This window comes from Sinorhizobium mexicanum (assembly GCF_013488225.1).
Classification (GTDB): domain Bacteria; phylum Pseudomonadota; class Alphaproteobacteria; order Rhizobiales; family Rhizobiaceae; genus Sinorhizobium; species Sinorhizobium mexicanum.
The window spans coordinates 517,128-538,727 of sequence record NZ_CP041238.1; the positions used below are offsets into that span (position 1 = coordinate 517,128).

The window sequence follows — 21,600 nt, forward strand, 5'->3', positions numbered from 1 at the left end:
GTGGCGGGGGCGCTGCCATGCGGGGGCCGACGGTGAAGGAAAGATGAGCGGCTTGGAAAGCCTTCGCGGATGATCAATTGGATCCGGGTTGCCCTGTGCGGCGCGCTGCTGGTGCTGGTCTCGCTGGTGCTGATGCCCGTGCAGATCTTTTGCCTGTGGCTGGATTTGAAGCCCCGGCGGTGGCTGCCGCGGTTCTGGCACCGGGTGGCTTGCCTGTTGCTCGGCCTTCATGTTCGCGTTCATGGCGAGCCGGAACGCCGGCGTCCATTGCTGCTCAGCGCCAATCACGTGTCCTGGAAGGATATTCTGGTGCTGTCCTCCGTGACCGACGTCGTCTTCGTCGCCAAATCCGAGGTGAAGACCTGGCCTGTCTTTGGGCTCCTCGCCCGACTGCAGGCTTCCGTTTTCATCGAGCGCGACCAGAAGCGCACGACCGGCCATCAGGTGAGCGAGATCGGACGAAGGCTCGCTGATGGAGAGATCGTCGTGCTCTTCCCGGAAGGCACCACCTCCGACGGCAACCGGTTGCTGGACATCAAGACCTCGCTGTTCGGCGCCGCTGCCTCTGCCGTTCCGCACTCGCCCACGGGCGTGGTCCATGTCCAGCCGCTCGCCATTTCCTATACCGGCATCCATGGCATGCCCATGGGGCGCTACAACAGGCCGATCGCCGCGTGGCCGGGCGACATCGGGCTGCTGCCGCACCTTCTTGGCGTGCTGCGCGAAGGTGCGCTTGAGGTGGATGTCGATTTCGGCGAGGCGGTGGACTATGACCGCCATGCCAACCGGAAAGACGTAAGCCGCACGATCGAGCAGCGCATTCGCAGCATGCTGTCGGATCGCCTGAGGGGGCGACCGCGGCTGGATCGGGGCGTCGCGCGCGCCGAACGATAGCAGCCTGCCAAAAATGCTTCAACTTTGGGCCGCCATGCACTAAAGAACGCCGCATGACCCAGGAAACAGCTCTTCTGTCGAAAACGCCGGTGCCGGGCGAGGAACACGCATCCTCGCGCAAGGTCTTCGTGAAGACCTATGGCTGCCAGATGAACGTCTATGATTCCGACCGCATGTCGGATGCGCTTTCGCGCGACGGCTACGTTTCGACCGACGTTCTGGAGGAAGCCGACTTCGTTCTGCTCAACACCTGCCATATCCGCGAGAAGGCGGCTGAAAAGGTCTATTCCGAGCTTGGCCGGTTGCGCGAGCTGAAGAAGGAGAAGGCGCGCGAAGGCCGCGAAATGGTCATCGGCGTCGCCGGCTGTGTCGCGCAGGCCGAGGGCGACGAAATCCTTCGCCGCGCGCCGGCAGTCGACCTCGTCATCGGCCCGCAGACCTATCACCGCCTTCCCGAGGCGCTGAAGCGTGCGCGGGGTGGCGAGCGTGTCGTCGAAACCGATTATGCGATCGAGGACAAGTTTGAGCACCTGCCTGCGCCGGACAGGGCGAAGACACGCGCCCGCGGCGTGACCGCCTTTCTGACGGTGCAGGAGGGATGCGACAAGTTCTGCACTTTCTGTGTCGTGCCCTATACCCGCGGCTCGGAAGTGTCGCGACCAGTGGCCCAGATTGTCGCCGAGGCCGAAAAGCTGGTCGAAGGCGGGGTGCGCGAAATCACCCTGCTCGGGCAGAACGTCAATGCCTGGCATGGCACCGGCCCGGATGGCCGCGATTGGGGCTTGGGCGATCTTCTCGTCCGCCTTGCCGAAATCGAGGGCCTCAAGCGTCTGCGTTATACGACCAGCCATCCGCGCGACATGGATGACAGCCTGATCGAGGCGCATCGGTCGATGGCGAAGCTGATGCCCTATCTGCATCTGCCGGTCCAATCAGGATCCGACCGCATCCTGAAGGCGATGAACCGGCGTCATACGGCGGCCGAGTACCTCGCGCTGATAGATCGCATTCGCGCGGCTCAGCCCGACCTTGCCCTATCCGGCGATTTCATCGTAGGCTTTCCGGGTGAAACCGACGAGGACTTCGAAGATACAATGCGTCTCGTCGAGGCGGTGGGTTATGCACAGGCATTTTCCTTCAAGTATTCGACCCGTCCCGGCACGCCGGGGGCCGAACTCAAGGATCAGGTTCCCGAGGACGTGAAAGCCAAGCGTTTGGAAAGATTGCAGACTTTGCTCATCAAGCAGCAGCGGGACTTCGCAGAGGCTTGTGTCGGGCGCGAGATCGATCTGCTTCTGGAGAAACCCGGCCGCATGCCCGGCCAGCTTGTCGGTCGTTCACCATGGCTGCAGCCGGTGAATGTTGATGCAAAAACATCGCAAATCGGTGACATTATCAAAGTACGAATCATCAAGGCGGGCTCCAACAGCCTCTTTGCCGAGATGATCGGATAGCGCTGTAAAGCGAGAGCGAGGAGCCTAACCGCTTGGACGGACACGAATTGATTTCTTCATCACCGCGCCAGTCAAAAACATCTGCGACAGACGTCAATCACTTCGTGCTCACTTTCGAGAACAACCGCTTTGCCAGCGAACTTTTCGGCCAATTCGACCAGAATCTGAAGTTGCTCGAAGAGCGCCTGCGCATCGATGCGAGACCACGCGGAAATTCCGTTGCCATCTCGGGCGATGTGGTGGCGACAAACCAAGCGCGGCGCGCTCTCGACTATCTCTACGGAAGATTGCAGAGTGGCGGATCGATCGATACGTCCGATGTCGAGGGAGCGATCCGTATGGCGGTCGCTGCCGACGACCAGCTGCAGTTGCCGACCATGGAACGCAAAGCCAAATTGACGATGGCGCAGATCTCGACGCGCAAGAAGACCATCGCTGCGCGCACGCCCATGCAGGATGCTTATATCCGCGCGATGGAGCGGGCGGAACTCGTGTTCGGCATCGGTCCGGCCGGTACCGGCAAGACCTATCTTGCCGTTGCTCATGCCGCTCAGCTTCTCGAGCGCGGCGCGGTCGACCGCATCGTCTTGTCGCGGCCGGCGGTCGAAGCCGGTGAGCGCCTGGGCTTCCTGCCTGGCGACATGAAGGAAAAGGTCGATCCCTATCTGAGGCCGCTCTACGACGCGCTCTACGACATGATGCCCGGCGACAAGGTCGAGCGGGCGATCACCGCGGGCGTGATCGAGATCGCGCCGCTGGCTTTCATGCGTGGGCGCACGCTCGCCAATGCCGCCGTAATCCTCGACGAGGCGCAGAACACGACATCGATGCAGATGAAGATGTTCCTGACTCGTCTTGGCGAAAACGGACGGATGATCGTCACCGGCGATCCCAGCCAGATCGACCTGCCGCGTGGCGTCAAGTCGGGCCTCGTGGAGGCGCTGCAGATCCTCAATGGCGTGGAGGGCGTTTCGGTAATCCGCTTCAAGGATGTCGATGTCGTCCGCCATCCAATGGTGGCGAGGATCGTCAGGGCCTATGAAGCCCACACTGCGGTTCACGACGAGAGCGAGCAGAGCGATCGCTAGTCCTTATCTATCGCGTGATTTGCCCGAAAACCGGTTTCCACTTTTCGGATCACGCTCCAGCGGCGGTTCGTTGCGAACATGACGGTTTTGGATATTCAGATCAGCGTCGAAGAAGGCGATTGGCCATCGGAAGATGAGCTGCAATCCTTCTCGGCACGCATTCTCGAGGCGGCGGCCGATTTCCTCCTTCGCGAGGAAAAGCAGCCTTTTCCGCCGGACGTGTCGGAAGTCTCTCTGGTCTTCACCGACGATGCGTCGATGCGGGCGATCAACGCGGAATGGCGAAACCAGGACAAGCCAACCAATGTGCTGTCTTTTCCGGCCTTTCCTGTGACGCCGGGCAAGATGCCGGGGCCGATGCTCGGCGATATCATCGTTGCTTACGAAACCCTGAACCGCGAGGCGGCCGAGATGGCGAAGCCGTTTGAAGCGCATTTGACGCATCTTCTCGTGCATGGATTCCTCCATCTTTTCGGGTATGATCACCTGCAAGACGACGAGGCGGAAAGAATGGAAGGCCTGGAGACTCGCATTTTGGCGCGTCTTGGCCTATCTGATCCCTACGGGGACCGGTCCCCGGATTAACAGTTTGGAACGATGAGCGACACCAACACACAGCCGGCTGCCGTTGCGGCCGAGGAAGCAGAAGCTTCCGGAGAGGCCGAGGCGGGCAGTAGTAGCACCGCCACTCCCCGACAGGAGGGCAGCAAATCCACAACCTCGTTCTGGAGCCGTGCGGCGCGTCTGCTGCGGGGGGCAAGTCCGTCGAGCCTGCGTGAAGATCTCGCCGACGCTCTGATGACGGATGCGGACAGCAACGCCGCGTTCTCGCCCGAAGAGCGGGCAATGCTCAATAACATCCTGCGTTTTCGCGAGGTTCGCGTCGAGGACGTGATGGTGCCGCGCGCCGATATCGAGGCCGTGGACCAGAGCATCACGATCGGTGAGCTCATGGTCATTTTCGAGGAGTCGGGACGCTCGCGCATGCCGGTCTACAACGAGGGCCTGGATGACCCCCGCGGCATGATCCATATCCGCGACCTGCTCGCCTATGTCACAAAACAGGCCCGCAACCGGCGCCGCAACGGCAAGGCACAGCCGACGCCCCTCACCGGCGCGGAAAAGACACCTCGACAGCAAAGGGCGGGCTTTGACCTCTCGCGCGTCGATCTCGGCAAGACGGTCGAAGAGGCCGGCATCGTCCGCCAGGTCCTGTTCGTGCCGCCGTCGATGCTGGCCTCGGATCTCATGCAGCGCATGCAGGCCGCGCGTATCCAGATGGCCCTCGTCATCGATGAATATGGCGGCACCGACGGTCTCGTATCGCTCGAGGACATCGTTGAGATGGTCGTCGGCGACATCGAGGACGAGCACGACGACGAGGAGGTGATGTTCGCCCGCTCGTCGGACGACGTTTTCGTCGCCGATGCCCGCGTCGAACTCGAGGAGATCGCCGAAGCGATCGGTCCGGATTTCGATGTGCGCGAGCAGCTCGAGGATGTCGACACGCTCGGCGGACTGGTTTTCGCCTCGCTCGGACGCATTCCGGTTCGCGGCGAGGTGGTTCAGGCGATTCCCGGTTTTGAGTTTCAGATCCTTGATGCCGATCCGCGGCGCGTCAAACGGGTGCGCATCATGCGCAAGCGCCCGCTGGCCCGTCGTCGCGTGGTGAAGACGGAGCGGGAGACGTCGTCTGAAACGCCGCCCGCCGGTCGCGACACCGAGGCCGGTGCCGGATCACAGCCGGCGTCGGAACAATAGCCGGTCCATCGGCGCCGCCTTCCCAATTTTAAGAGTTAGATCGTTTCACGGTTTAGGCGAAACCGTGAGACGATGAAAATTCTCATAAGACGCGCGGCGCCATAGGTGTCTCTTCCGATTTCCGGCGCGACGCCGGGCTGTGCAACGTATGGGATCGGGACAAGCAGCCGCTTTTTTGGAAGACTGCCGCTGAATGATTCGGTCGTTTTCCTGCGCGGGTCGACATGTGATGCCGCGTCTATTTGGAGGCTGTATGGCAGGGCTGGCAGGCAGGATTATGCTCCTCTCCGGGGCGTCGCGGGTATTTATCGCCTTCCTCGCGGGGCTCTTGACGGTTCTCGCCCAACCGCCGTTCGGCATCTTTGCGGCAGCCTTCGTCTCGTGTCCCGTCCTTGTCTGGCTGATCGATGGCGCACCGGGCGATCCTGAAAAAGGCCGGCTCGCAAGGCTTTGGCCGGCCTTGTCGGTCGGCTGGAGCTTCGGTTTCGGCTATTTCCTTGGCGGCCTCTGGTGGCTTGGCAATGCCTTGCTGATCGAGGCGGATCTTTTTGCCTGGGCGCTGCCGCTAGCCGTTGTCGGCCTGCCTGCCTTTCTCGCGCTCTTTTACGCCCTCGCAGTCGCGCTGGCGCGCTGTCTCTGGTCCGATGGCCTGGGCAGGATCGCCGCCCTTGCATTCGGGTTCGGCATCGCGGAGTGGCTCCGCGGGTTTTTGTTCACGGGCTTTCCCTGGAATGCCATCGGCTATGCCTTGATGCCGATGCCCCTGATGATGCAGTCGGCGAGCGTCTTGAACCTTGCGACGATCAACATGCTCGCGGTCTTCGTGTTTGCGGCACCCGCGCTCATCGCCACCGGGAAGGGCGCGCGTACGGGCCTCGCGATCGCCGTCGTGCTCTTTGGCGCGCATCTGGCCTTCGGCTTCTATCGCCTTGCTCAGCCGGCGCCCCAACCGTTGTCGCCCCCGTTGACCGTGCGCCTGGTTCAGCCGGTGGTCGACCAGGCGAAAAAGCTCGATGACCGCGAACGCTCATCGGTCTTCGAGGAACATCTCGCTCTGACGACCGCGCCGGTGGAGAACGGTGGCAAACGGCCGGACATCATTGTTTGGCCGGAAACGTCGATCCCGTTCATACTCACCGACAACCCGGACGCGCTGGCCCGCATCGCAGAGGTGTTGGACGACGGGCAGGTCCTCGTTGCCGGTGCCGTGCGCGTCGAGGATGCGGGAACCGGCCTGCCGCGGCGCTTTTACAACTCGATCTATGTTATCGACGATCGCGGCCAGATCGTCGGGGCCGCGGACAAGGTTCACCTTGTCCCCTTCGGCGAATATCTGCCGTTCGAGGATGTTCTTGCCTCCTGGGGGCTGAGCGCTGTCGCCGCCTCGATGCCTGGCGGCTTTTCGCCTGCCCAAAGCCGCGCGCTTCTCACTCTGCCGGGCGGCAGGACGGCTTACCCGCTTATCTGCTACGAAGCGATCTTCCCCGACGAGATCGATGATAACGCGCCTCTTGCCGATTTCCTGCTGAACATCACCAACGACGCCTGGTTCGGCGACACGCCGGGTCCGCGCCAGCATTTTCACCAGGCGCAGTTGCGCGCAGTCGAGACCGGACGGCCAATGATCCGGGCAGCCAATAATGGTATATCAGCAATTGTTGATGCACGTGGCGTTTTAGTGGTAGGATTGGGATACAATTACAAGGGGGTTACAGACACAATTCTGCCGGGAAAAATGCTTAGCGTAACCGATACCGCCACGCGCGGCCGAATCTTCTGGTCGATAGCCGGAATAATCTTTTTAGTTGCAGTATTTTCGCGCGTTGGTTTTAATATTAGGAAGAATTGACCTAAAACCCCTAAAATTGCATAGTGACCGAATCCATCAACCTTCACCTGAGGGTGGAGCCCTTGTTTGTCGGTAAGGTTGCGACATAGCGCTCTACTCGATGCCAGGTTGCGGGTAACCGAAACAGCGTGTTTAGGAACGCGGACATGATTGAAAACAAGAAAAAGCCGAACCCGATTGACATCCATGTCGGGAGCCGGATTCGCCTCCGCCGGACGATGCTGGGCATGAGCCAGGAAAAGCTCGGTGAGGCCCTGGGGATCACCTTCCAGCAGATCCAGAAATACGAGAAGGGAACGAACCGCGTCGGCGCCAGCCGGTTGCAGAACATTTCTGCAATTCTCAACGTCCCGGTGTCGTTCTTCTTCGAGGATGCTCCGGGGGAAGGTCCTGGCGGCGCATCCGGTATGGCCGAAGCCTCGAGCTCCAACTATGTGGTTGATTTCCTGTCGTCCTCCGAAGGGCTTCAGCTCAACCGTGCCTTCGTCAAGATTTCCGACCCGAAGGTACGCCGGAAACTGGTGGATCTGGTAAAGGCATTGGCCGCCGAGGCGGAAAGCGAATAAGGGCGGTCCACCGACCACAAAAACAAAGCGGCCTGAGTGCCGCTTTTTTTGCGCGCCTCCCCGGAGCGCCGCGCGTCTTGCCAGGCGCGCTAAGGGCGCTGCCGCGCCTTGCATCGCCGCAGGAGGAATCCAGCTAGCAATATCGATATAAAGATATATTTATGTCGTTGTTCGCTTGTTTTTCGGTGGCAAAACCACTAACACGTTCGCACCGCTTCTTTCATTGAGGGGACTTCCCGCATGCGCGCAAACTACCTGTTCACGAGTGAATCCGTAGCCGAAGGTCATCCGGACAAAGTGTGTGACCGTATTTCCGACGAGATCGTCGATCTGGTCTACCGCGAAGCGGCGAAGACGGGTGTTGACCCTTGGGGTGTGCGCATTGCCTGTGAGACGCTGGCAACGACGAACCGCGTCGTGATCGCCGGTGAAGTCCGTCTGCCACCGAGCCTTCTGAAGAAGGACAAGAATGGCAACGAAGTCATCAACCCGTCGAAGTTCAAGTCGGCTGCCCGCAAGGCGATCCGCGACATCGGCTACGAGCAGGACGGTTTCCACTGGAAGACGGCGAAGATCGACGTGCTGCTGCACTTCCAGTCCGCTCACATCGCACAGGGCGTCGACAGCGCTTCGGACAAGCAGGGCGAGGAAGGTGCCGGCGACCAGGGCATCATGTTCGGCTATGCCTGCCGCGAAACGTCCGAACTGATGCCGGCGCCGCTCTACTACTCGCACCGCATCCTGCAGACGCTCGCTGCTGCCCGCAAGAAGGGCGAAGGCGAAGTCGCCAAGCTCGGCCCCGACGCCAAGAGCCAGGTGACCGTGCGCTATGTCGATGGCAAGCCGTCCGAAGTCACCTCGATCGTGCTTTCGACGCAGCACCTCGATGACACCTGGGACTCCGCGAAGGTCCGCTCCGTCGTCGAACCCTATATCCGTGAAGCACTCGCCGATCTGAAGATTTCCGACGATTGCACCTGGTATATCAACCCGACCGGCAAGTTCGTCATCGGCGGACCGGACGGCGACGCCGGCCTGACCGGCCGCAAGATCATCGTCGACACCTATGGTGGCGCGGCCCCGCATGGCGGCGGCGCCTTCTCGGGCAAGGACACGACCAAGGTCGACCGCTCGGCTGCCTACGCCGCGCGCTATCTGGCGAAGAACGTCGTTGCCGCCGGCCTTTCCGACCGCTGCACGATCCAGCTCTCCTATGCGATCGGTGTCGCCCAGCCGCTGTCGATCTACGTCGATCTGCACGGCACCGGCAAGGTCACGGAAGATCAGGTCGAAAACGCCATCCGCAAGACGATGGATCTTTCGCCGACAGGCATCCGCCGTCACCTCGACCTCAACAAGCCGATCTATGCCAAGACTGCCGCCTACGGCCATTTCGGTCGCAAGGCCGGCCGCGATGGTTCGTTCTCCTGGGAGAAGCTCGATCTCGTCAAGCCGCTGAAGGAAGCGATCGAGCTTGACGCGGCTGCCTACTCCGAACCGAGAGCATCCGGCCGCGCTGCCTGACGCCGCTGTAGCACGTTGAATTGCTGCCTGTTTTATCCTTAACTCGGCTACGATTTAAGGAAACATGCAGCAGCGCAGCCACGAGCGTTGAAAAATATTGCAATGGCCCGGTGCGCTGCTATTCAGGCGCACCACATTGCGGGATCAAGAGCGGATGCTCCCGGTGGAGCGTCCGCTTTGTTGTTTGAAGGAAGATCGTGATGACTGAACCGCGCCGCGCCAGAGCCACGGAGGCCTTCTTTGGCCGCCGCAAGGGCAAGCCCTTGCGCGAACGCCAGGCTGCCCATCTCGAGCATTTGCTGCCCGCGCTCCGGCTCGATCTTGCCGAGCCGGCGCCGGCCGACCTGACGACGCTTTTCCCGCAGCCGGTGAGCCGCATTCGCCTGGAAATCGGGTTCGGTGGCGGGGAGCATCTGGTTCATCGCGCCGCGGGGGATCCGGCAACCGGCTTCGTCGGCGTCGAGCCCTTCGTCAACTCGATGGCGAAGTTGCTCGGACAGATCGAGGCGCGAAAGCTCGCCAATGTCCGGCTCTATGACGACGACGCGACGCAGGTGCTGGACTGGCTGCCGGAGGCGTCCGTCGACCAGATCGATCTGCTCTATCCCGATCCCTGGCCGAAGCGGAAACACTGGAAGCGGCGTTTCGTTTCCAGGGTCAACCTGGATCGGTTTGCGCGCATCCTGAAGCCCGGTGGGCTCTTCTGCTTCGCCTCGGATATCGACACCTATGTCAATTGGACGCTGCTTCACTGCCGCGACCACGCGGCCTTCGAATGGACCGCGGAGAAATCAGCCGACTGGCTTACCCCATTCGCAGGGTGGCCGAGCACGCGCTACGAAGCCAAGGCGCGCCGGGAAGGGCGGAGCTCCGCCTACCTCACCTTTCGCCGTGCTTGAGATAGCTGCGGCCCCAACGCCGTGAGCGGACGCCAAAAGTGGCATTGCCCTGCCGGGCGTTGAGGAAATAACCGTAGGCGCTGCCGTTCGGCGGCGATGTCATGATGCGGGCGCAGCGAGGCGCCCGCATGCGTCCCTTGCCTTCAATGAAGGCTGACGGTGCGAAGATCGTCCTCGGCCGCCTTGAAGAAGGTGCTGGACCGATTGTCGGTCAAGAGGATCGGCGTGCCGTCGGCGCCGAACAGGGCCCACAGGTCGATTCCGGGGCCCATTTCAGGCGCTTCCGGGAAACAACGGGAGACCTCCTCCGAACGCATCTTGCGGATATAGCCGACTTCGCCCTCGCCGAGATGCGCGAGGTCGTTCTTCGACAGCGATGTGTTGATGGCTTTCAGTCCCATGGTGACACTCCGTGGTCGCCGGACAGGGGTGAATCCCGCCGGTTATCCTACTCTGGGACGGAAATGTTAATTTTCTTTACCATGCGGACCGGTTCGGGCCGCACGAGGTCGACGGAAAGGAGACCGTTGCGCAGCTCGGCACCGAGAACCTTCATGCCGTCGGCGAGAACAAAGGTGCGCTGGAACTGCCGGGCGGCAATGCCGCGGTGCAGGTACTCCCGCTCGCCCATATCGACCTGGCGGCCACGAATGACCAACTGGTTTTCTTCGGTCGTGACGTCCAGGTCCTCCTCGGAGAAGCCGGCGACCGCGAGTGTTATCCGCAGCCGCTCCGGCGCGTCCGAAGATGCGTCGCCGCGAATGCGCTCGATATTGTAGGGTGGATATCCGTCATTGCCCTTGGCGATGCGCTCAAGGGTCTTTTCCATCGTGTCAAAGCCCAGCAGAAGCGGGCTGGTAAAGGGCGTGATCCTGCTCATGTCCCAAGTCCTTGCAGCTCAAGCGACCATGTCTTGCGGACCTGCCAAGCAGCATCCACGCCGCAATATGGTAGCTGTGAGCAACGAGTGCAAGCCGCTTGCCTCGGCGGCGCACGCAAATCATAGTTCGCTGCGATAAAATCGGAGCAGGGTGAGGAAAGAGGGAACCGCGAAGCGGTTTCCAGCCGAATGCTGCGTCAATATCTCAGGATCGGTCACGGTCGTGTTCGGATCGAGAGCCGCGACCCTGGTGACCAAGGAGGATCGAGAAAGTGTCAAACGCGAGAAAGATAATCATCGACACCGATCCCGGGCAGGACGACGCAGCCGCCATCATGCTTGCCTTCGGTAGTCCGGAGGAGATCGACCTTTTGGGCATCACCACCGTCGCCGGCAACGTCCCGCTTTCGCTGACAGCCCGCAACGCCCGCATCATTTGCGAGCTTTGCAACAGGACGGATGTGAAGGTCTTCGCGGGGGCGGAGCGGCCGGTCGCGCGCCCGCTGGTCACGGCCGAGCATGTCCATGGCAAGACGGGACTCGACGGGCCGGCACTGGCGGAGCCGACGATGCCGCTGCAGGAGCAGGGCGCCGTCGATTTCATCATCGAGACGCTGCTCGCCGAAAAAGAGGGGACTGTTACGCTCTGCACGCTCGGCCCCCTGACCAATATCGCGCTTGCCCTGACGAAGGCGCCGGAAATCGCACCGCGGGTACGCGAGCTCGTGATGATGGGCGGCGGGTTCTTCGAGGGCGGCAACATCACACCGGCGGCGGAATTCAATGTTTACGTCGATCCGGAAGCCGCCGAAATCGTTTTCCGCTCCGGCATCCCGATCGTGATGATGCCGCTCGACGTGACGCATCGCGTCCTGACCCACAAGGCCCGCGTCCAGAAGATCCGCGAGATCGGCAGCCCCGCGGCAATAGCCATGGCCGAAATGCTGGAGTTCTTCGAGCGCTTCGACATCGAAAAATACGGCACGGACGGCGGGCCGCTGCATGACCCGACGGTGATCGCCTACCTGCTGCGGCCGGAACTGTTCACCGGGCGCGACTGCAACGTCGAGATCGAGACGACGTCCGCCTTGACGGCGGGCATGACCGTCGTCGACTGGTGGCAGGTGACCGGCCGCAAGCACAATGCCAAGGTTATGCGCCACATCGACGACGAGGGCTTCTTCGATCTCCTGACGGAGCGTCTGGCGCGCATCTGACCGGCGCCGTCACGAACAGCTAAATCCTTGAAATGAAGACGGCGCCTCTTGGGGCGCCGTCTCGCTGTTCGTTTCTATCGCAGGCTCAGAACTCTTCCCAATTGTCCTGAGCGAGCGCATTGGCACCGGATGTCTGGCCAAGTACGCGCTGCGTCGATGCCGAATAGCCGCCGCTGCGTGCCGTTGCCGGGCGGCTGTCCTTGGCGGCAGGCGGAGCAGAGGCGGGACGTTCCGCCGCGCGCATCCGCTCGGCTGCACCGCGCAGCATCTCGGACGACGACTGGGCCGGCGTCTGCTGCGCGACACGGAAACGGGAAACCAGCGTGCTCAATGCGCCGGCTTCGTCATTCAGCGCCATGCTGGCGGCCGTCGTTTCTTCGACCATCGCCGCGTTCTGCTGCGTCACCTGATCCATCTGGTTGACAGCGGAGTTGATCTCCTTGAGGCCGACCGCCTGTTCCGACGCGGAACTTGAGATCTGGCGGATCAGGCTGTTGATCTGGACCACCTGCTCGGCGATCTTCTCGAGTGCGCTACCCGCCTTGCCGACGAGATCCACGCCCTCCCGGACCTGGCCCGCGGAGGTGTTGATCAGCGTCTTGATCTCTTTCGCAGCGTTTGCCGAGCGCTGTGCAAGCTCGCGTACCTCCTGCGCGACGACGGCGAAGCCCTTGCCGGCGTCTCCGGCGCGTGCCGCCTCGACGCCCGCGTTGAGCGCCAGCAGGTTCGTCTGGAAGGCGATCTCATCGATGACGCCGATGATCCGGCTGACCTCGTGGGAGGATTGCTCGATACCCTGCATGGCCGCGATGGCCTTCTGCACGACCTCGCCGGATTGCTCGGCGTCGCTGCTCGCCACCTCGACCGATTTCGCCGCAACCTTGGCATTCTCGGCGCTGGCGTTCACCTGCGAGGTAAGCTGGTCGAGGGCGGCCGCTGTTTCCTCGAGGCTCGCTGCCTGCTGTTCCGTCCGGTGCGAGAGGTCGTTCGCGGCATTGCTGATCTCGGAGGTGCCACTGCCGATGTTGACGACCGAGTGATTGACGGTCCGGATGGTCTCTTCGAGGCTCTCCATCGTCGCGTTGAAATCACGCTTCAGTTGCGCGTATTCGCCCGGGAATTCGTCGGTGATGCGGAAGGCGAGGTCACCGGCCGACAAATGCGACAGGCCCTTGCCGAGGCGGGCGACGATATCGCGCTGCAGGGCATTGCTTTCGGCGCGCTCTGTTTCCGATTGGTTGCGCTGCATCTCTGCCTGTTCACGCTGGTGGCGGGCTTCTCCCTCGAGGCGCTTGGTGTCGGCGAGCTGATGGCGGAAACCTTCCAGCGCCTTGGCAACGGAGCCGGTTTCGTCCGAGCGATCCTGGCCGGCGATCGGCTTGGTATAGTCGCCGTCGCTAAGCGTCTGAACGTCGCTGACAAGCCCGGCAAGCGGTTTCTGCACGAAGCGGCGAACTGCGAAGTAAAGGCCGGCGAGCACGGCAGCGAGGACCACAAGACCGCCGACGATCATCATATAGGTCTGATCGCGGACCGGCGCATTGATTACCGCACGCGGCACGTCCACGAGCACGACCCAGTTGGCGTTGACGTTCGGCAGCTTGAAGGGATAGACGACGCGATCGAAGGGCTCGTTTCCGTCGTAGGTTAGATTCTTGATCGTGCCGGACGTCGCCGACGACAGGGCGTTCTTGACGATGTCGGCGCCTTCGCCGTCATAATCTTTCATCAACAGATCCGGGATCGGCGCCACGAGCCACTTGCCGCTCTGCGACAGCAGGTAGACCCGGCCCGAGCCGAAAGGCCTGACCTTTGCGAGGTCGTCGGCGAGCGAGGCGAGCGAAATGTCGACGCCGGAGACGCCGATCAGCTTGCCGTCGGACATCACCGGATAGGCGATCGAGCTCATCGTGGTGGGGACGTCGGTGCCTTCGGCAAGGTACGGCTGGGTGATCGCCCCCTTGCCGCTCTTGGCCGCGAGGGCGTACCATTCAGCTGCATAGTCGGCCTTGAAGGTCGAGAGCTGCGCTTCGCCGTTGCGGTTCTTCGACCAGTAGGGCGTGAATGCGCCGTCTGCGTTACCGCCAAGCTCCGTATTGTTGACGACATCCTTCCCATCGAAGGCCTTCGGTTCCTCGGCGAACCAGCTTCCGAAGGCGAACTTGTGCTGCTCCAGGTTAGCCTTCAAGAGATTGACGGCGCCGGTGCGATCGATGGACTGCCCGGCGTGGCCCCGACCGAGAACGCCCGACATGGTGCGCGCGGCTGCCGCGAGTTCACCGACGCTGCCCGCGATCTCGGAAGCGATGGCGTGTGCTTCGCTGTCAGCGTCGTCGAGGACAAGCGTCTCGACGCGATTCTGTGTCTGGGAGATGAGAACGAAATTCGAGGCGAGCAGCACGAGTGCGATCGTACCGCCTGTCACAGCGATCAGCTTGGTCGCCAATGATTTGGCTTGGAACTTGAACATGAAATCCTCACATACTGAGAGGTCCGCGGGCTTGTCGCCCACGGCGTGACGCATTCCGAATTGTGGGGTGAAACTCCGTCATGGAGCGCCATGATGCCAACCGGCACGAAGGAGGCGGCCAAACCTTACTGCATGTTTCCTTAAATCGTAGCCGATTTAAGGATAAAACATGCAGCACTTCAAAGTGCTACAGCGTCCCTTGCGCGTCTGATGAGACGCGCGGCGCTGTAGGACGTTCGACCTTCTCATGCGTCTGAATAGAGGATCAAATCTTAAGATCCAGCCAACGCCGAGGCTAAATCAAGGTCGCGACACGCAAGTCTTGCCCGCCGAGTTTAATCGACGCGACATATGCTGTCGGGTTTGCGAAATGGGCCGAAATGGGAGGCAAAACGCGGCGCTGTCGCTTACAGACAGGCGGCAACCTCGGACGCCAGCGGTATGGCCGGTTGCGCACCGGGCTTGAGGCATGCAAGCGATCCGGCGACCGCCGCTTGCCGCAGCGCGTCGGGAAGGGGGAGGCCGGCGTCGAGGCCCGCGGCCAGATAGCCGCAGAACGTATCGCCGGCGCCGACGGTGTCGACCGGTTCGATGGTCAGGCCCTTGGCGCGATGAACGGCACCGTCATGAATGGCGATCACGCCCTCGGCGCCAAGCGTCACGATCACGGTCCGGCCGGTTTCGTCGTGGAGCCGTTTCATCGCCGCCTCGCGCTCAGCACCGTCGATGCCGCTCTTGCCGGCCAGCAGTTCGAATTCGGTTTCGTTGGCTATCACGATATCGGCCATTCGGCCGAGACGGGCGGCCTCGGGCGTCAGTGGGGCGATGTTGACGATCGAACGAATACCGCGGCGTTTGGCTTCCCCAAGCGCCTTTTCGACGGAGGCGGCCGGGATTTCGAGCTGCAGCATCAGCGTGTCGCCAGGCGACATTGCATCGAGCGCCGCCGTTGCGTCGCTCTCGCTCACCGTTGCATTGGCGCTGGCGACGACAACGATGACGTTTTCGCCGTCGCCACCGACGATGATATGTGCCGTACCGGTAGGCTCATCCACCGTCTTGATAAGGCCAAGATCGGCTCCCCCTTCTTTGAGCAGCGCCAGCGCACCCTCCGCAAAACTATCCCACCCGACGGCGCCGGCCATGCGCACTGACGCGCCGGCGCGGCGGGCAGCCAGCGCCTGGTTTGCGCCCTTGCCGCCGGCGGCGGTCGAAAAGCCTGTTCCGGCAACGGTTTCGCCGGGCTTCGGCAGGCGCGCGGTCGTAGCGATCAGGTCCATGTTGATGGACCCAAGGACAGTGATCATGTGGAGATGCCCTCGTCGGATTATTGATTTTCGCGAAGAGTGCCCGACCGCGTCAGTCCTCGTCAACCACCCGCAGCTTCAATTGCCCCATCCGGTTGTCCAGCGGCCGTCCGCTGCTGTCGCCCTCTGCGGGCGCGGCTTCGGCCGCGAGTTCCAGGGCCTCGATCTTGGCGCCGCGCCGGGTCAACTTGTCCGACGAGATGAGGATGTCCTCGACGTCCTTCTGCGTCATGGCGAAATGGCCCTGGAGCTTGCGCACACGCTCGTCGAGCCGTGAAAGGTCGTCCATCAGCCGCGCGACTTCGCCCTGAATCAGGTGTGCCTGCTCGCGCATGCGCGCATCCTTGAGGATCGCCTGGATCACCTGGATCGACAAAAGCAGCAGCGACGGCGAGACGATGACGATGCGCTGGCGATGCGCCTTTTGCACGACCGCCTCGAAGTGCTCGTGGATTTCGGCGAAGATCGACTCGGAAGGCACAAAGAGGAAGGCCGTCTCCTGTGTTTCTCCCGGCAAGAGATACTTGCTGGCGATATCGCGGATATGCACCTCCATGTCACGGCGGAACGTCTGTGCCGCCTGCTGCCGCCGTTCGGCCGTCGCCGCGTCGCGCATCGCGTTCCATCCTTCGAGCGGAAACTTCGCGTCGATGACGAGCGGCGGCTGGCCGTTCGGCATGCGGATCGTGCAATCCGGGCGGGCGCCGTTCGAAAGCGTTGTCTGGAAGGCGAAAGCGCCCATTGGCAACCCGTCGGCAACGATCGCTTCCATGCGCGACTGGCCGAAGGCCCCGCGGGTCTGCTTGTTCGCCAGGATGGTCTGCAGTCCGGCCATGTCCTTGGCCAACGACTGAATGTTGTTCTGCGCGCTGTCGATCACGGCAAGCCGCTCCTGCAGACGGCGAAGGTTTTCGTGGGTCGCTTTCGTCTGCTCGCTGATCGAGGCGCCAATGCGGTGCGTCATGCCGTCGATTCGCTGGCTGATAGACTGGTTGAGTTCCGCCTGACGGGTGCCGAAAACGTCCGCCATGGCGGCGATGCGGCCCTGCAATTCCGTCTGCGCAGCGAGAAGCGTCGCCATCTGCTCGTCACGCTCGCCGGCGCGGGCAAATCTTGCCCGGCGCGCAAGCATGAGGCTCGCGAGCGTCATGAGAAGTGCGGCGGCCGTGGCGAGATGACCGGCCGTGACGGGCAGGGCGCCGAGCAGGAACAAGGGATGGTCGAAGGAAAAGGCGATGGGCTCCATGGCTGCAGCCTAACAGATTCGTGCCCAAAAACCAGATCAAAACAAGAACAAACCTATTCCGGTCGTTGCGGACAACAAGCGCGGCGTGTCCGATCTTCGCCGGAGGCAATGTTCTTGCGCGCAAGCGGAAAGATCGGCTATGGGATCAGCATGACGATCAAGCCGCTAATCATCCTTCCCGATCCGGTTCTGCGCCAGGTGTCCAAGCCGGTGGAGACCATTGATGACGACATCCGCCGCCTCGCCGACGACATGCTGGAAACCATGTACGACGCGCCGGGCATCGGCCTTGCGGCGATCCAGATCGGCGTGCCGAAGCGCCTCCTGGTTCTCGACGTGTCGAAGGAAGGCGAGGAGAAGACCCCGCTCGTCTTCATCAATCCGAAAATCGTCAGATCCGCCGATGAGCGCTCGGTCTACGAGGAAGGCTGCCTGTCGATCCCGGACTACTACGCCGAAGTGGAGCGCCCGGCGGCGATTACCGTCGAATATCTCGATCGCCACGGCAAGGAGCATACGCTCGAGGCGGATGGCCTGCTTGCCACCTGCCTGCAGCACGAGATCGATCATCTGAACGGCGTCCTGTTCATCGATCATATCTCCAAGCTCAAGCGGGATATCGTGATCCGCAAGTTCACCAAGGCAGCCAAGACACGCGGCGCCAAAGCGATTTGAGATCGCGAGCGGGGTGAGACGAGCATCCCGCTCCAACTCTTTATCGAGAGCGCCGCGCACCGGTGCCGGAAATCGCAGGCGCAGCCTGATTTCAAGAGACGGAGTTTGCCGCCTTGTCGCTTCGCATCATTTTCATGGGAACGCCGGAATTCTCTGTGCCGACGCTTGTCGCACTCGCCGAGGCTGGCCATGAGATCGCCGCGGTCTACACGCAGCCCCCGCGTCCTGGCGGGCGACGTGGTCTCGACCTGCAGAAGTCTCCGGTTCATCAGGCAGCCGAACTTCTCGGCATCCCCGTTCTGACCCCGCCGAACTTTAAGGATGCTTCTGATCGCGCGACCTTCGCCAAGTTCAACGCCGACGTCGCCGTCGTCGTCGCCTACGGCTTGCTGCTGCCCGAGGCGATCCTCCAGGGAACGAGGCATGGCTGCTACAACGGACACGCCTCGCTGCTGCCGCGCTGGCGCGGGGCAGCGCCGATCCAGCGCGCAATCATGGCCGGCGACCACGAGACCGGCATGATGGTGATGAAGATGGACAAGGGGCTCGATACCGGCCCGGTCGCGCTCGCCAAGGCCGTTGCGATCGGCGAGACGATGACGGCTGGCGAGCTGCACGACAAGCTGATGCAGGTCGGCGCGGCCCTGATGAAGGAGGCGATGGCGAAGCTCGAACTGGGTGAGCTGCCGCTGACGCCGCAACCGGAGGGGGGGGCCGTCTACGCTGCCAAGATCAGCAAGGCGGAGACCCGGATCGATTTCACCAGGCCGGCGGGCGAGGTTCACAACCACATTCGTGGCCTTTCGCCTTTTCCCGGAGCCTGGTTCGAACTGACGATTGCTGGAAAGCCGGAACGCATAAAAGTGCTGAATTCCGAGAAAGCCGCCGGAGCCGACGCGGCTGGCACCGTCCTGGACGAGGCACTAACCATTGCCTGCGGCGACGGCGCGGTGCGGCCGACCCGGTTGCAGAAGGCCGGCGGCAAGCCGCTCGCCGTCGCCGAGTTCCTGCGCGGAACACCCCTCGCTCGCGGCACGAGGATCGCCTGATGCCGCGCTATCGCCTGATCGTCGAATACGACGGCTCCGGCTATGTCGGCTGGCAGCGTCAGGAAAACGGTCCGTCCGTCCAGGGTGCGATCGAGAAGGCGATCCTGTCGCTGACCGGAGAGACGGTGTCCGTCCGCGGGGCGGGACGCACCGATTCCGGCGTCCATGCCATGGGCCAGGTGGCGCATGCGGACCTCACGCGCGAATGGAAGACGCACACCTTGCGCAACGCGCTCAATGCGCATCTCGCGCTTGCCGGCGAACGTGTCTCTATTCTCGACGCACTCGAAGCGCCGGCTGATTTCGACGCGCGTTTCTCGGCAGTCCGCCGCCACTATCTTTACCGCATCATCTCCCGTCGTTCGCCGCTGGCGCTTGAAGCAAGGCGCGCCTGGTGGGTGCCGAAAACGCTCGACCATGAGGCCATGCATGAGGCCGCACAACGCCTGGTCGGCCACCACGATTTCACCACCTTCCGCTCCGCCCACTGCCAGGCGACGAGCCCGCTGCGTACGCTTGATCGGCTCGACGTGACGCGGGCGGGGGACCTCATCGAGATCCGTGCCACAGCCCAGAGCTTTCTGCACAACCAGATTCGCTCCTTCGCCGGTTCGCTGAAGCTGGTGGGCGAGGGCAAGTGGACGCCAGACGAGTTGCAGGCGGCGCTCGAAGCGCGCGATCGAAAGGCCTGCGGGCCGGTGGCGCCTCCTGACGGCCTCTACTTCATGCAGGTGGATTACTGACCTTCGCGACAGCGCCGCGCGCAGCAGGCGCAGCGCCTCGCTAGAGCGCCGTGCGTTCAAATGAACGCGCAAAGGACGCTCGAGCACTTTGATTCTAGAGCACCTTGTCCGCTTTCAGCGATTCCACTTGAATGCGGGATGCTCTAGCCCGGAACGAGACCAAAGAAACGCTGCAGAACCTCGCCGATCATCATCGACGGCAGCAGGAAGAGTGCCGTCAATGCGGCCGCCAGCAAGGTCTGGTTGCCGGTGACCGTGCGCAGAAGCCGGAAGAGCAGCCCAACGCTGACGACCAGCAGCAAGAGCCAGATCAGGCTTGTCAGGCCCTGACTGCCCGGGATCAGCAGACGGATCGCAGCGGGCAGCGCCATGGCATAGGAGAGCGGCACCGAGAGCCAGTTGGTGGTAACGATCACCGGCACCACAAAAATCGTAAAACCGAGCGGCCGGGACAGGATGACGATCAGGACGATAGGCAGCAGCCAGCTGGCGAGGTCGACGGCAAGCAGCTTCAGGATGAAGCTGAAGCCGATCGTCGTGCCGGCCGGCATGGCCGAAAGATAAAAGAGCCGCCAGGACGCCCAGGTCACGGCGATCGCCGGCAGGGACCAGAGCATTGCCGCAAACGAACGCCATAGGCCGCTTTCGCTGATGTCCAGCCAGCGGAAGCCCTCGCGGTTGCCCTGGATGAGCAGCCATAACCCCTTGACGTAGGTGAGGACCTCCTCAAGCAGCGGCATGACCGAACCAGCGGGCTATGAAGGTCTCGTAGATTCCCGTCAAGGTTTCGAGATCGGCGACGGCAACGCGCTCGTCCACCATATGCATCGTCTGCCCGACGAGGCCGAATTCGACGACGGGGCAATAATCCTTGATGAAGCGCGCATCCGAGGTGCCGCCGGTAGTCGAAAGCTTCGGCTGGCGCCCGACGACGGCCTCGACCGCGCCGGAAAGCGAATCGATGAGGGCGTTGTTGCGCGTGAGGAACACGTGGCTAGGACGCTCGTTCCAGACGATGTCGTAGCGGACCGGTGCGCGGCCGGACCTAAGCTTGTCGCTCGCTGCGGCGCGATCGAGCCTGGCGCCAATCTCCGCCATGAGGCTTTCGGCGGTCCAATTGTCGTTGAAGCGAACGTTGAAGCTGGCGCTCGCTTTCGCCGGAATGACGTTGACGGCCGGATTGCCGACATCGATGGTCGTGACCTCGAGGTTCGATGGCTGGAAGCTCTCGGTACCGTTGTCGAAGCGCGGGTCCATCAGGGCCTCGGTCAGCTGCAGGATGCCGCGCACGGGATTGTCGGCGAGGTGCGGATAGGCCGCATGCCCCTGGATGCCGTGAACCGTGATCCGGCCCGAGAGCGAGCCGCGCCGGCCGATCTTTATCATGTCGCCGAGCTGATCGGGATTGGTCGGTTCGCCGACGAGACAGGCATCCCAGCGTTCGCCTTTCGCCGCCGCCCACTGAAGAAGTTTTGTCGTGCCGTTGATGGCCGGGCCTTCCTCGTCGCCGGTAATCAGGAACGAGATCGAACCTTTCGGCGCGCCATGCTTCTCGATGTGGCGGGCAACGGCCGCCACGAAGCAGGCGATGCCGCCCTTCATGTCGACGGCGCCGCGGCCATACATTTCGCCTCCGGCGATCGCTGCGGAGAAGGGTGGGTGGGTCCAGGCGGCTTCATCCCCGACCGGCACGACGTCGGTATGCCCGGCGAACATCAGGTGCGGGCCATCGCTTCCAAGGCGCGCGTAGAGATTTTCGATGTCCGGGGTGCCGGCTTCCTTTGCCACCACGCGGTCCACGGTGAAGCCAAGCGGCTTTAGCATCGCTTCGAGAGCGGCAAGCGCGCCGCCTTCGGCGGGTGTGACGGAGGGGCAGCGAATCAGGGTGGAAAGATTGGTAATCGGATTGGTGGACGTCATCTATCGGAATGCCATCTGCGGAGGGCACGCAGGCCTGTGAGGTCGGAGGTTGCTGGTT

At 62.4% G+C, this 21,600-nt stretch carries 20 protein-coding genes; 13 read left to right on the top strand and 7 right to left on the bottom strand.

Annotation, left to right across the window (positions count from 1 at the left end):
- The first annotated feature begins 69 nt into the window (after nucleotides 1-69).
- The 9 genes from olsA to trmB all read left to right on the top strand — a co-directional run bounded on the left by olsA (nucleotide 70) and on the right by trmB (nucleotide 10,035).
- Nucleotides 70-894, top strand: a complete 825-nt coding sequence (olsA, locus tag FKV68_RS02425) for a lyso-ornithine lipid O-acyltransferase (protein ID WP_180939961.1) — start codon at nucleotides 70-72, stop codon at nucleotides 892-894.
- Between the two features lie 53 nt (nucleotides 895-947).
- Nucleotides 948-2,348, top strand: a complete 1,401-nt coding sequence (gene miaB, locus FKV68_RS02430; RefSeq protein ID WP_180939962.1) for a tRNA (N6-isopentenyl adenosine(37)-C2)-methylthiotransferase MiaB — start codon at nucleotides 948-950, stop codon at nucleotides 2,346-2,348.
- A 32-nt stretch (nucleotides 2,349-2,380) separates the two neighbouring features.
- On the top strand, nucleotides 2,381-3,436 hold the full coding sequence (locus FKV68_RS02435; RefSeq protein WP_180939963.1) for a PhoH family protein: 1,056 nt from the start codon (nucleotides 2,381-2,383) through the stop codon (nucleotides 3,434-3,436).
- A 78-nt stretch (nucleotides 3,437-3,514) separates the two neighbouring features.
- Nucleotides 3,515-4,021, top strand: a complete 507-nt coding sequence (gene ybeY / locus FKV68_RS02440) for an rRNA maturation RNase YbeY (protein WP_180939964.1) — start codon at nucleotides 3,515-3,517, stop codon at nucleotides 4,019-4,021.
- A 12-nt stretch (nucleotides 4,022-4,033) separates the two neighbouring features.
- Nucleotides 4,034-5,197, top strand: a complete 1,164-nt coding sequence (locus FKV68_RS02445) for a hemolysin family protein (protein ID WP_180939965.1) — start codon at nucleotides 4,034-4,036, stop codon at nucleotides 5,195-5,197.
- Between the two features lie 253 nt (nucleotides 5,198-5,450).
- Entirely contained in the window at nucleotides 5,451-7,046 is a 1,596-nt protein-coding gene (gene lnt, locus FKV68_RS02450; protein WP_180939966.1) for an apolipoprotein N-acyltransferase, read from the top strand.
- 146 nt (nucleotides 7,047-7,192) lie between these two features.
- A complete protein-coding gene (locus FKV68_RS02455; protein WP_180939967.1) occupies nucleotides 7,193-7,612 on the top strand; it encodes a helix-turn-helix domain-containing protein in 420 nt (139 codons plus the stop codon).
- Between the two features lie 240 nt (nucleotides 7,613-7,852).
- Complete coding sequence (metK, locus tag FKV68_RS02460) at nucleotides 7,853-9,136, top strand: methionine adenosyltransferase (RefSeq protein ID WP_180939968.1); 1,284 nt, start codon at nucleotides 7,853-7,855, stop codon at nucleotides 9,134-9,136.
- Between the two features lie 200 nt (nucleotides 9,137-9,336).
- Complete coding sequence (gene trmB / locus FKV68_RS02465) at nucleotides 9,337-10,035, top strand: tRNA (guanine(46)-N(7))-methyltransferase TrmB (protein WP_180939969.1); 699 nt, start codon at nucleotides 9,337-9,339, stop codon at nucleotides 10,033-10,035.
- A 143-nt stretch (nucleotides 10,036-10,178) separates the two neighbouring features.
- On the opposite strand, the gene FKV68_RS02470 is transcribed toward trmB, so the two are convergent.
- Together FKV68_RS02470 and FKV68_RS02475 are read right to left on the bottom strand one after the other, a co-directional pair.
- Nucleotides 10,179-10,436, bottom strand: coding sequence for a BQ00720 family protein (locus FKV68_RS02470; RefSeq protein ID WP_136506763.1), 258 nt, complete (start codon nucleotides 10,434-10,436; stop codon nucleotides 10,179-10,181).
- 47 nt (nucleotides 10,437-10,483) lie between these two features.
- A complete protein-coding gene (locus tag FKV68_RS02475; RefSeq protein WP_180939970.1) occupies nucleotides 10,484-10,915 on the bottom strand; it encodes an Hsp20 family protein in 432 nt (143 codons plus the stop codon).
- A 272-nt stretch (nucleotides 10,916-11,187) separates the two neighbouring features.
- On the opposite strand from FKV68_RS02475, the gene FKV68_RS02480 reads away from it, so the two are divergent.
- The gene (locus tag FKV68_RS02480; RefSeq protein ID WP_180939971.1) at nucleotides 11,188-12,132 is read left to right on the top strand and encodes a nucleoside hydrolase; all 945 of its coding nucleotides are present in this window, start codon (nucleotides 11,188-11,190) and stop codon (nucleotides 12,130-12,132) included.
- Between the two features lie 85 nt (nucleotides 12,133-12,217).
- Here FKV68_RS02480 and FKV68_RS02485 read toward each other — a convergent pair whose 3' ends face one another.
- The 3 genes from FKV68_RS02485 to FKV68_RS02495 form a co-directional block, all read right to left on the bottom strand.
- Entirely contained in the window at nucleotides 12,218-14,602 is a 2,385-nt protein-coding gene (locus FKV68_RS02485; protein ID WP_180939972.1) for a methyl-accepting chemotaxis protein, read from the bottom strand.
- A gap of 407 nt (nucleotides 14,603-15,009) precedes the next feature.
- Nucleotides 15,010-15,909, bottom strand: a complete 900-nt coding sequence (locus FKV68_RS02490) for a ribokinase (protein ID WP_180939973.1) — start codon at nucleotides 15,907-15,909, stop codon at nucleotides 15,010-15,012.
- Nucleotides 15,910-15,961: 52 nt separating this feature from the next.
- Nucleotides 15,962-17,155 (bottom strand): DNA recombination protein RmuC, encoded by a 1,194-nt coding sequence (locus tag FKV68_RS02495; protein ID WP_180939974.1) that lies wholly within the window; start codon nucleotides 17,153-17,155, stop codon nucleotides 15,962-15,964.
- Nucleotides 17,156-17,305: 150 nt separating this feature from the next.
- Between FKV68_RS02495 and def the strand changes: the two genes are divergently transcribed.
- From def to truA, 3 genes are all read left to right on the top strand, one after another.
- Nucleotides 17,306-17,830, top strand: coding sequence for a peptide deformylase (gene def / locus FKV68_RS02500; RefSeq protein ID WP_180941387.1), 525 nt, complete (start codon nucleotides 17,306-17,308; stop codon nucleotides 17,828-17,830).
- Between the two features lie 113 nt (nucleotides 17,831-17,943).
- Entirely contained in the window at nucleotides 17,944-18,879 is a 936-nt protein-coding gene (gene fmt, locus FKV68_RS02505; RefSeq protein WP_180939975.1) for a methionyl-tRNA formyltransferase, read from the top strand.
- Entirely contained in the window at nucleotides 18,879-19,622 is a 744-nt protein-coding gene (gene truA / locus FKV68_RS02510; RefSeq protein ID WP_180939976.1) for a tRNA pseudouridine(38-40) synthase TruA, read from the top strand. Before fmt ends, truA begins: the two co-directional genes overlap by 1 nt.
- 143 nt (nucleotides 19,623-19,765) lie before the next feature.
- On the opposite strand, the gene FKV68_RS02515 is transcribed toward truA, so the two are convergent.
- Together FKV68_RS02515 and dapE are read right to left on the bottom strand one after the other, a co-directional pair.
- Entirely contained in the window at nucleotides 19,766-20,362 is a 597-nt protein-coding gene (locus tag FKV68_RS02515) for a hypothetical protein (RefSeq protein ID WP_180939977.1), read from the bottom strand.
- Nucleotides 20,349-21,542 carry a succinyl-diaminopimelate desuccinylase gene (dapE, locus tag FKV68_RS02520; RefSeq protein ID WP_180939978.1) on the bottom strand — a complete coding sequence of 398 codons (1,194 nt, stop codon included), beginning with the start codon at nucleotides 21,540-21,542 and terminating at the stop codon, nucleotides 20,349-20,351. The genes FKV68_RS02515 and dapE overlap by 14 nt, the downstream gene beginning before the upstream one ends.
- Nucleotides 21,543-21,600: the final 58 nt, after the last annotated feature.

Excerpts from the sequence above, each read along its gene's own strand:
- ybeY (WP_180939964.1), top strand. The coding sequence starts at position 3,515 with ATGACGGTTTTGGATATTCAGATCAGCGTCGAAGAAGGCGATTGGCCA.
- FKV68_RS02455 (WP_180939967.1), top strand. The coding sequence starts at position 7,193 with ATGATTGAAAACAAGAAAAAGCCGAACCCGATTGACATCCATGTCGGG.
- miaB (WP_180939962.1), top strand. The coding sequence starts at position 948 with ATGACCCAGGAAACAGCTCTTCTGTCGAAAACGCCGGTGCCGGGCGAG.
- FKV68_RS02515 (WP_180939977.1), bottom strand. The coding sequence starts at position 20,362 with ATGCCGCTGCTTGAGGAGGTCCTCACCTACGTCAAGGGGTTATGGCTG.
- dapE (WP_180939978.1), bottom strand. The coding sequence starts at position 21,542 with ATGACGTCCACCAATCCGATTACCAATCTTTCCACCCTGATTCGCTGC.
- FKV68_RS02490 (WP_180939973.1), bottom strand. The coding sequence starts at position 15,909 with ATGATCACTGTCCTTGGGTCCATCAACATGGACCTGATCGCTACGACC.
- FKV68_RS02485 (WP_180939972.1), bottom strand. The coding sequence starts at position 14,602 with ATGTTCAAGTTCCAAGCCAAATCATTGGCGACCAAGCTGATCGCTGTG.
- FKV68_RS02445 (WP_180939965.1), top strand. The coding sequence starts at position 4,034 with ATGAGCGACACCAACACACAGCCGGCTGCCGTTGCGGCCGAGGAAGCA.
- FKV68_RS02475 (WP_180939970.1), bottom strand. The coding sequence starts at position 10,915 with ATGAGCAGGATCACGCCCTTTACCAGCCCGCTTCTGCTGGGCTTTGAC.
- truA (WP_180939976.1), top strand. The coding sequence starts at position 18,879 with ATGCCGCGCTATCGCCTGATCGTCGAATACGACGGCTCCGGCTATGTC.
- def (WP_180941387.1), top strand. The coding sequence starts at position 17,306 with ATGACGATCAAGCCGCTAATCATCCTTCCCGATCCGGTTCTGCGCCAG.
- metK (WP_180939968.1), top strand. The coding sequence starts at position 7,853 with ATGCGCGCAAACTACCTGTTCACGAGTGAATCCGTAGCCGAAGGTCAT.
- olsA (WP_180939961.1), top strand. The coding sequence starts at position 70 with ATGATCAATTGGATCCGGGTTGCCCTGTGCGGCGCGCTGCTGGTGCTG.
- FKV68_RS02495 (WP_180939974.1), bottom strand. The coding sequence starts at position 17,155 with ATGGAGCCCATCGCCTTTTCCTTCGACCATCCCTTGTTCCTGCTCGGC.
- FKV68_RS02470 (WP_136506763.1), bottom strand. The coding sequence starts at position 10,436 with ATGGGACTGAAAGCCATCAACACATCGCTGTCGAAGAACGACCTCGCG.
- trmB (WP_180939969.1), top strand. The coding sequence starts at position 9,337 with ATGACTGAACCGCGCCGCGCCAGAGCCACGGAGGCCTTCTTTGGCCGC.
- lnt (WP_180939966.1), top strand. The coding sequence starts at position 5,451 with ATGGCAGGGCTGGCAGGCAGGATTATGCTCCTCTCCGGGGCGTCGCGG.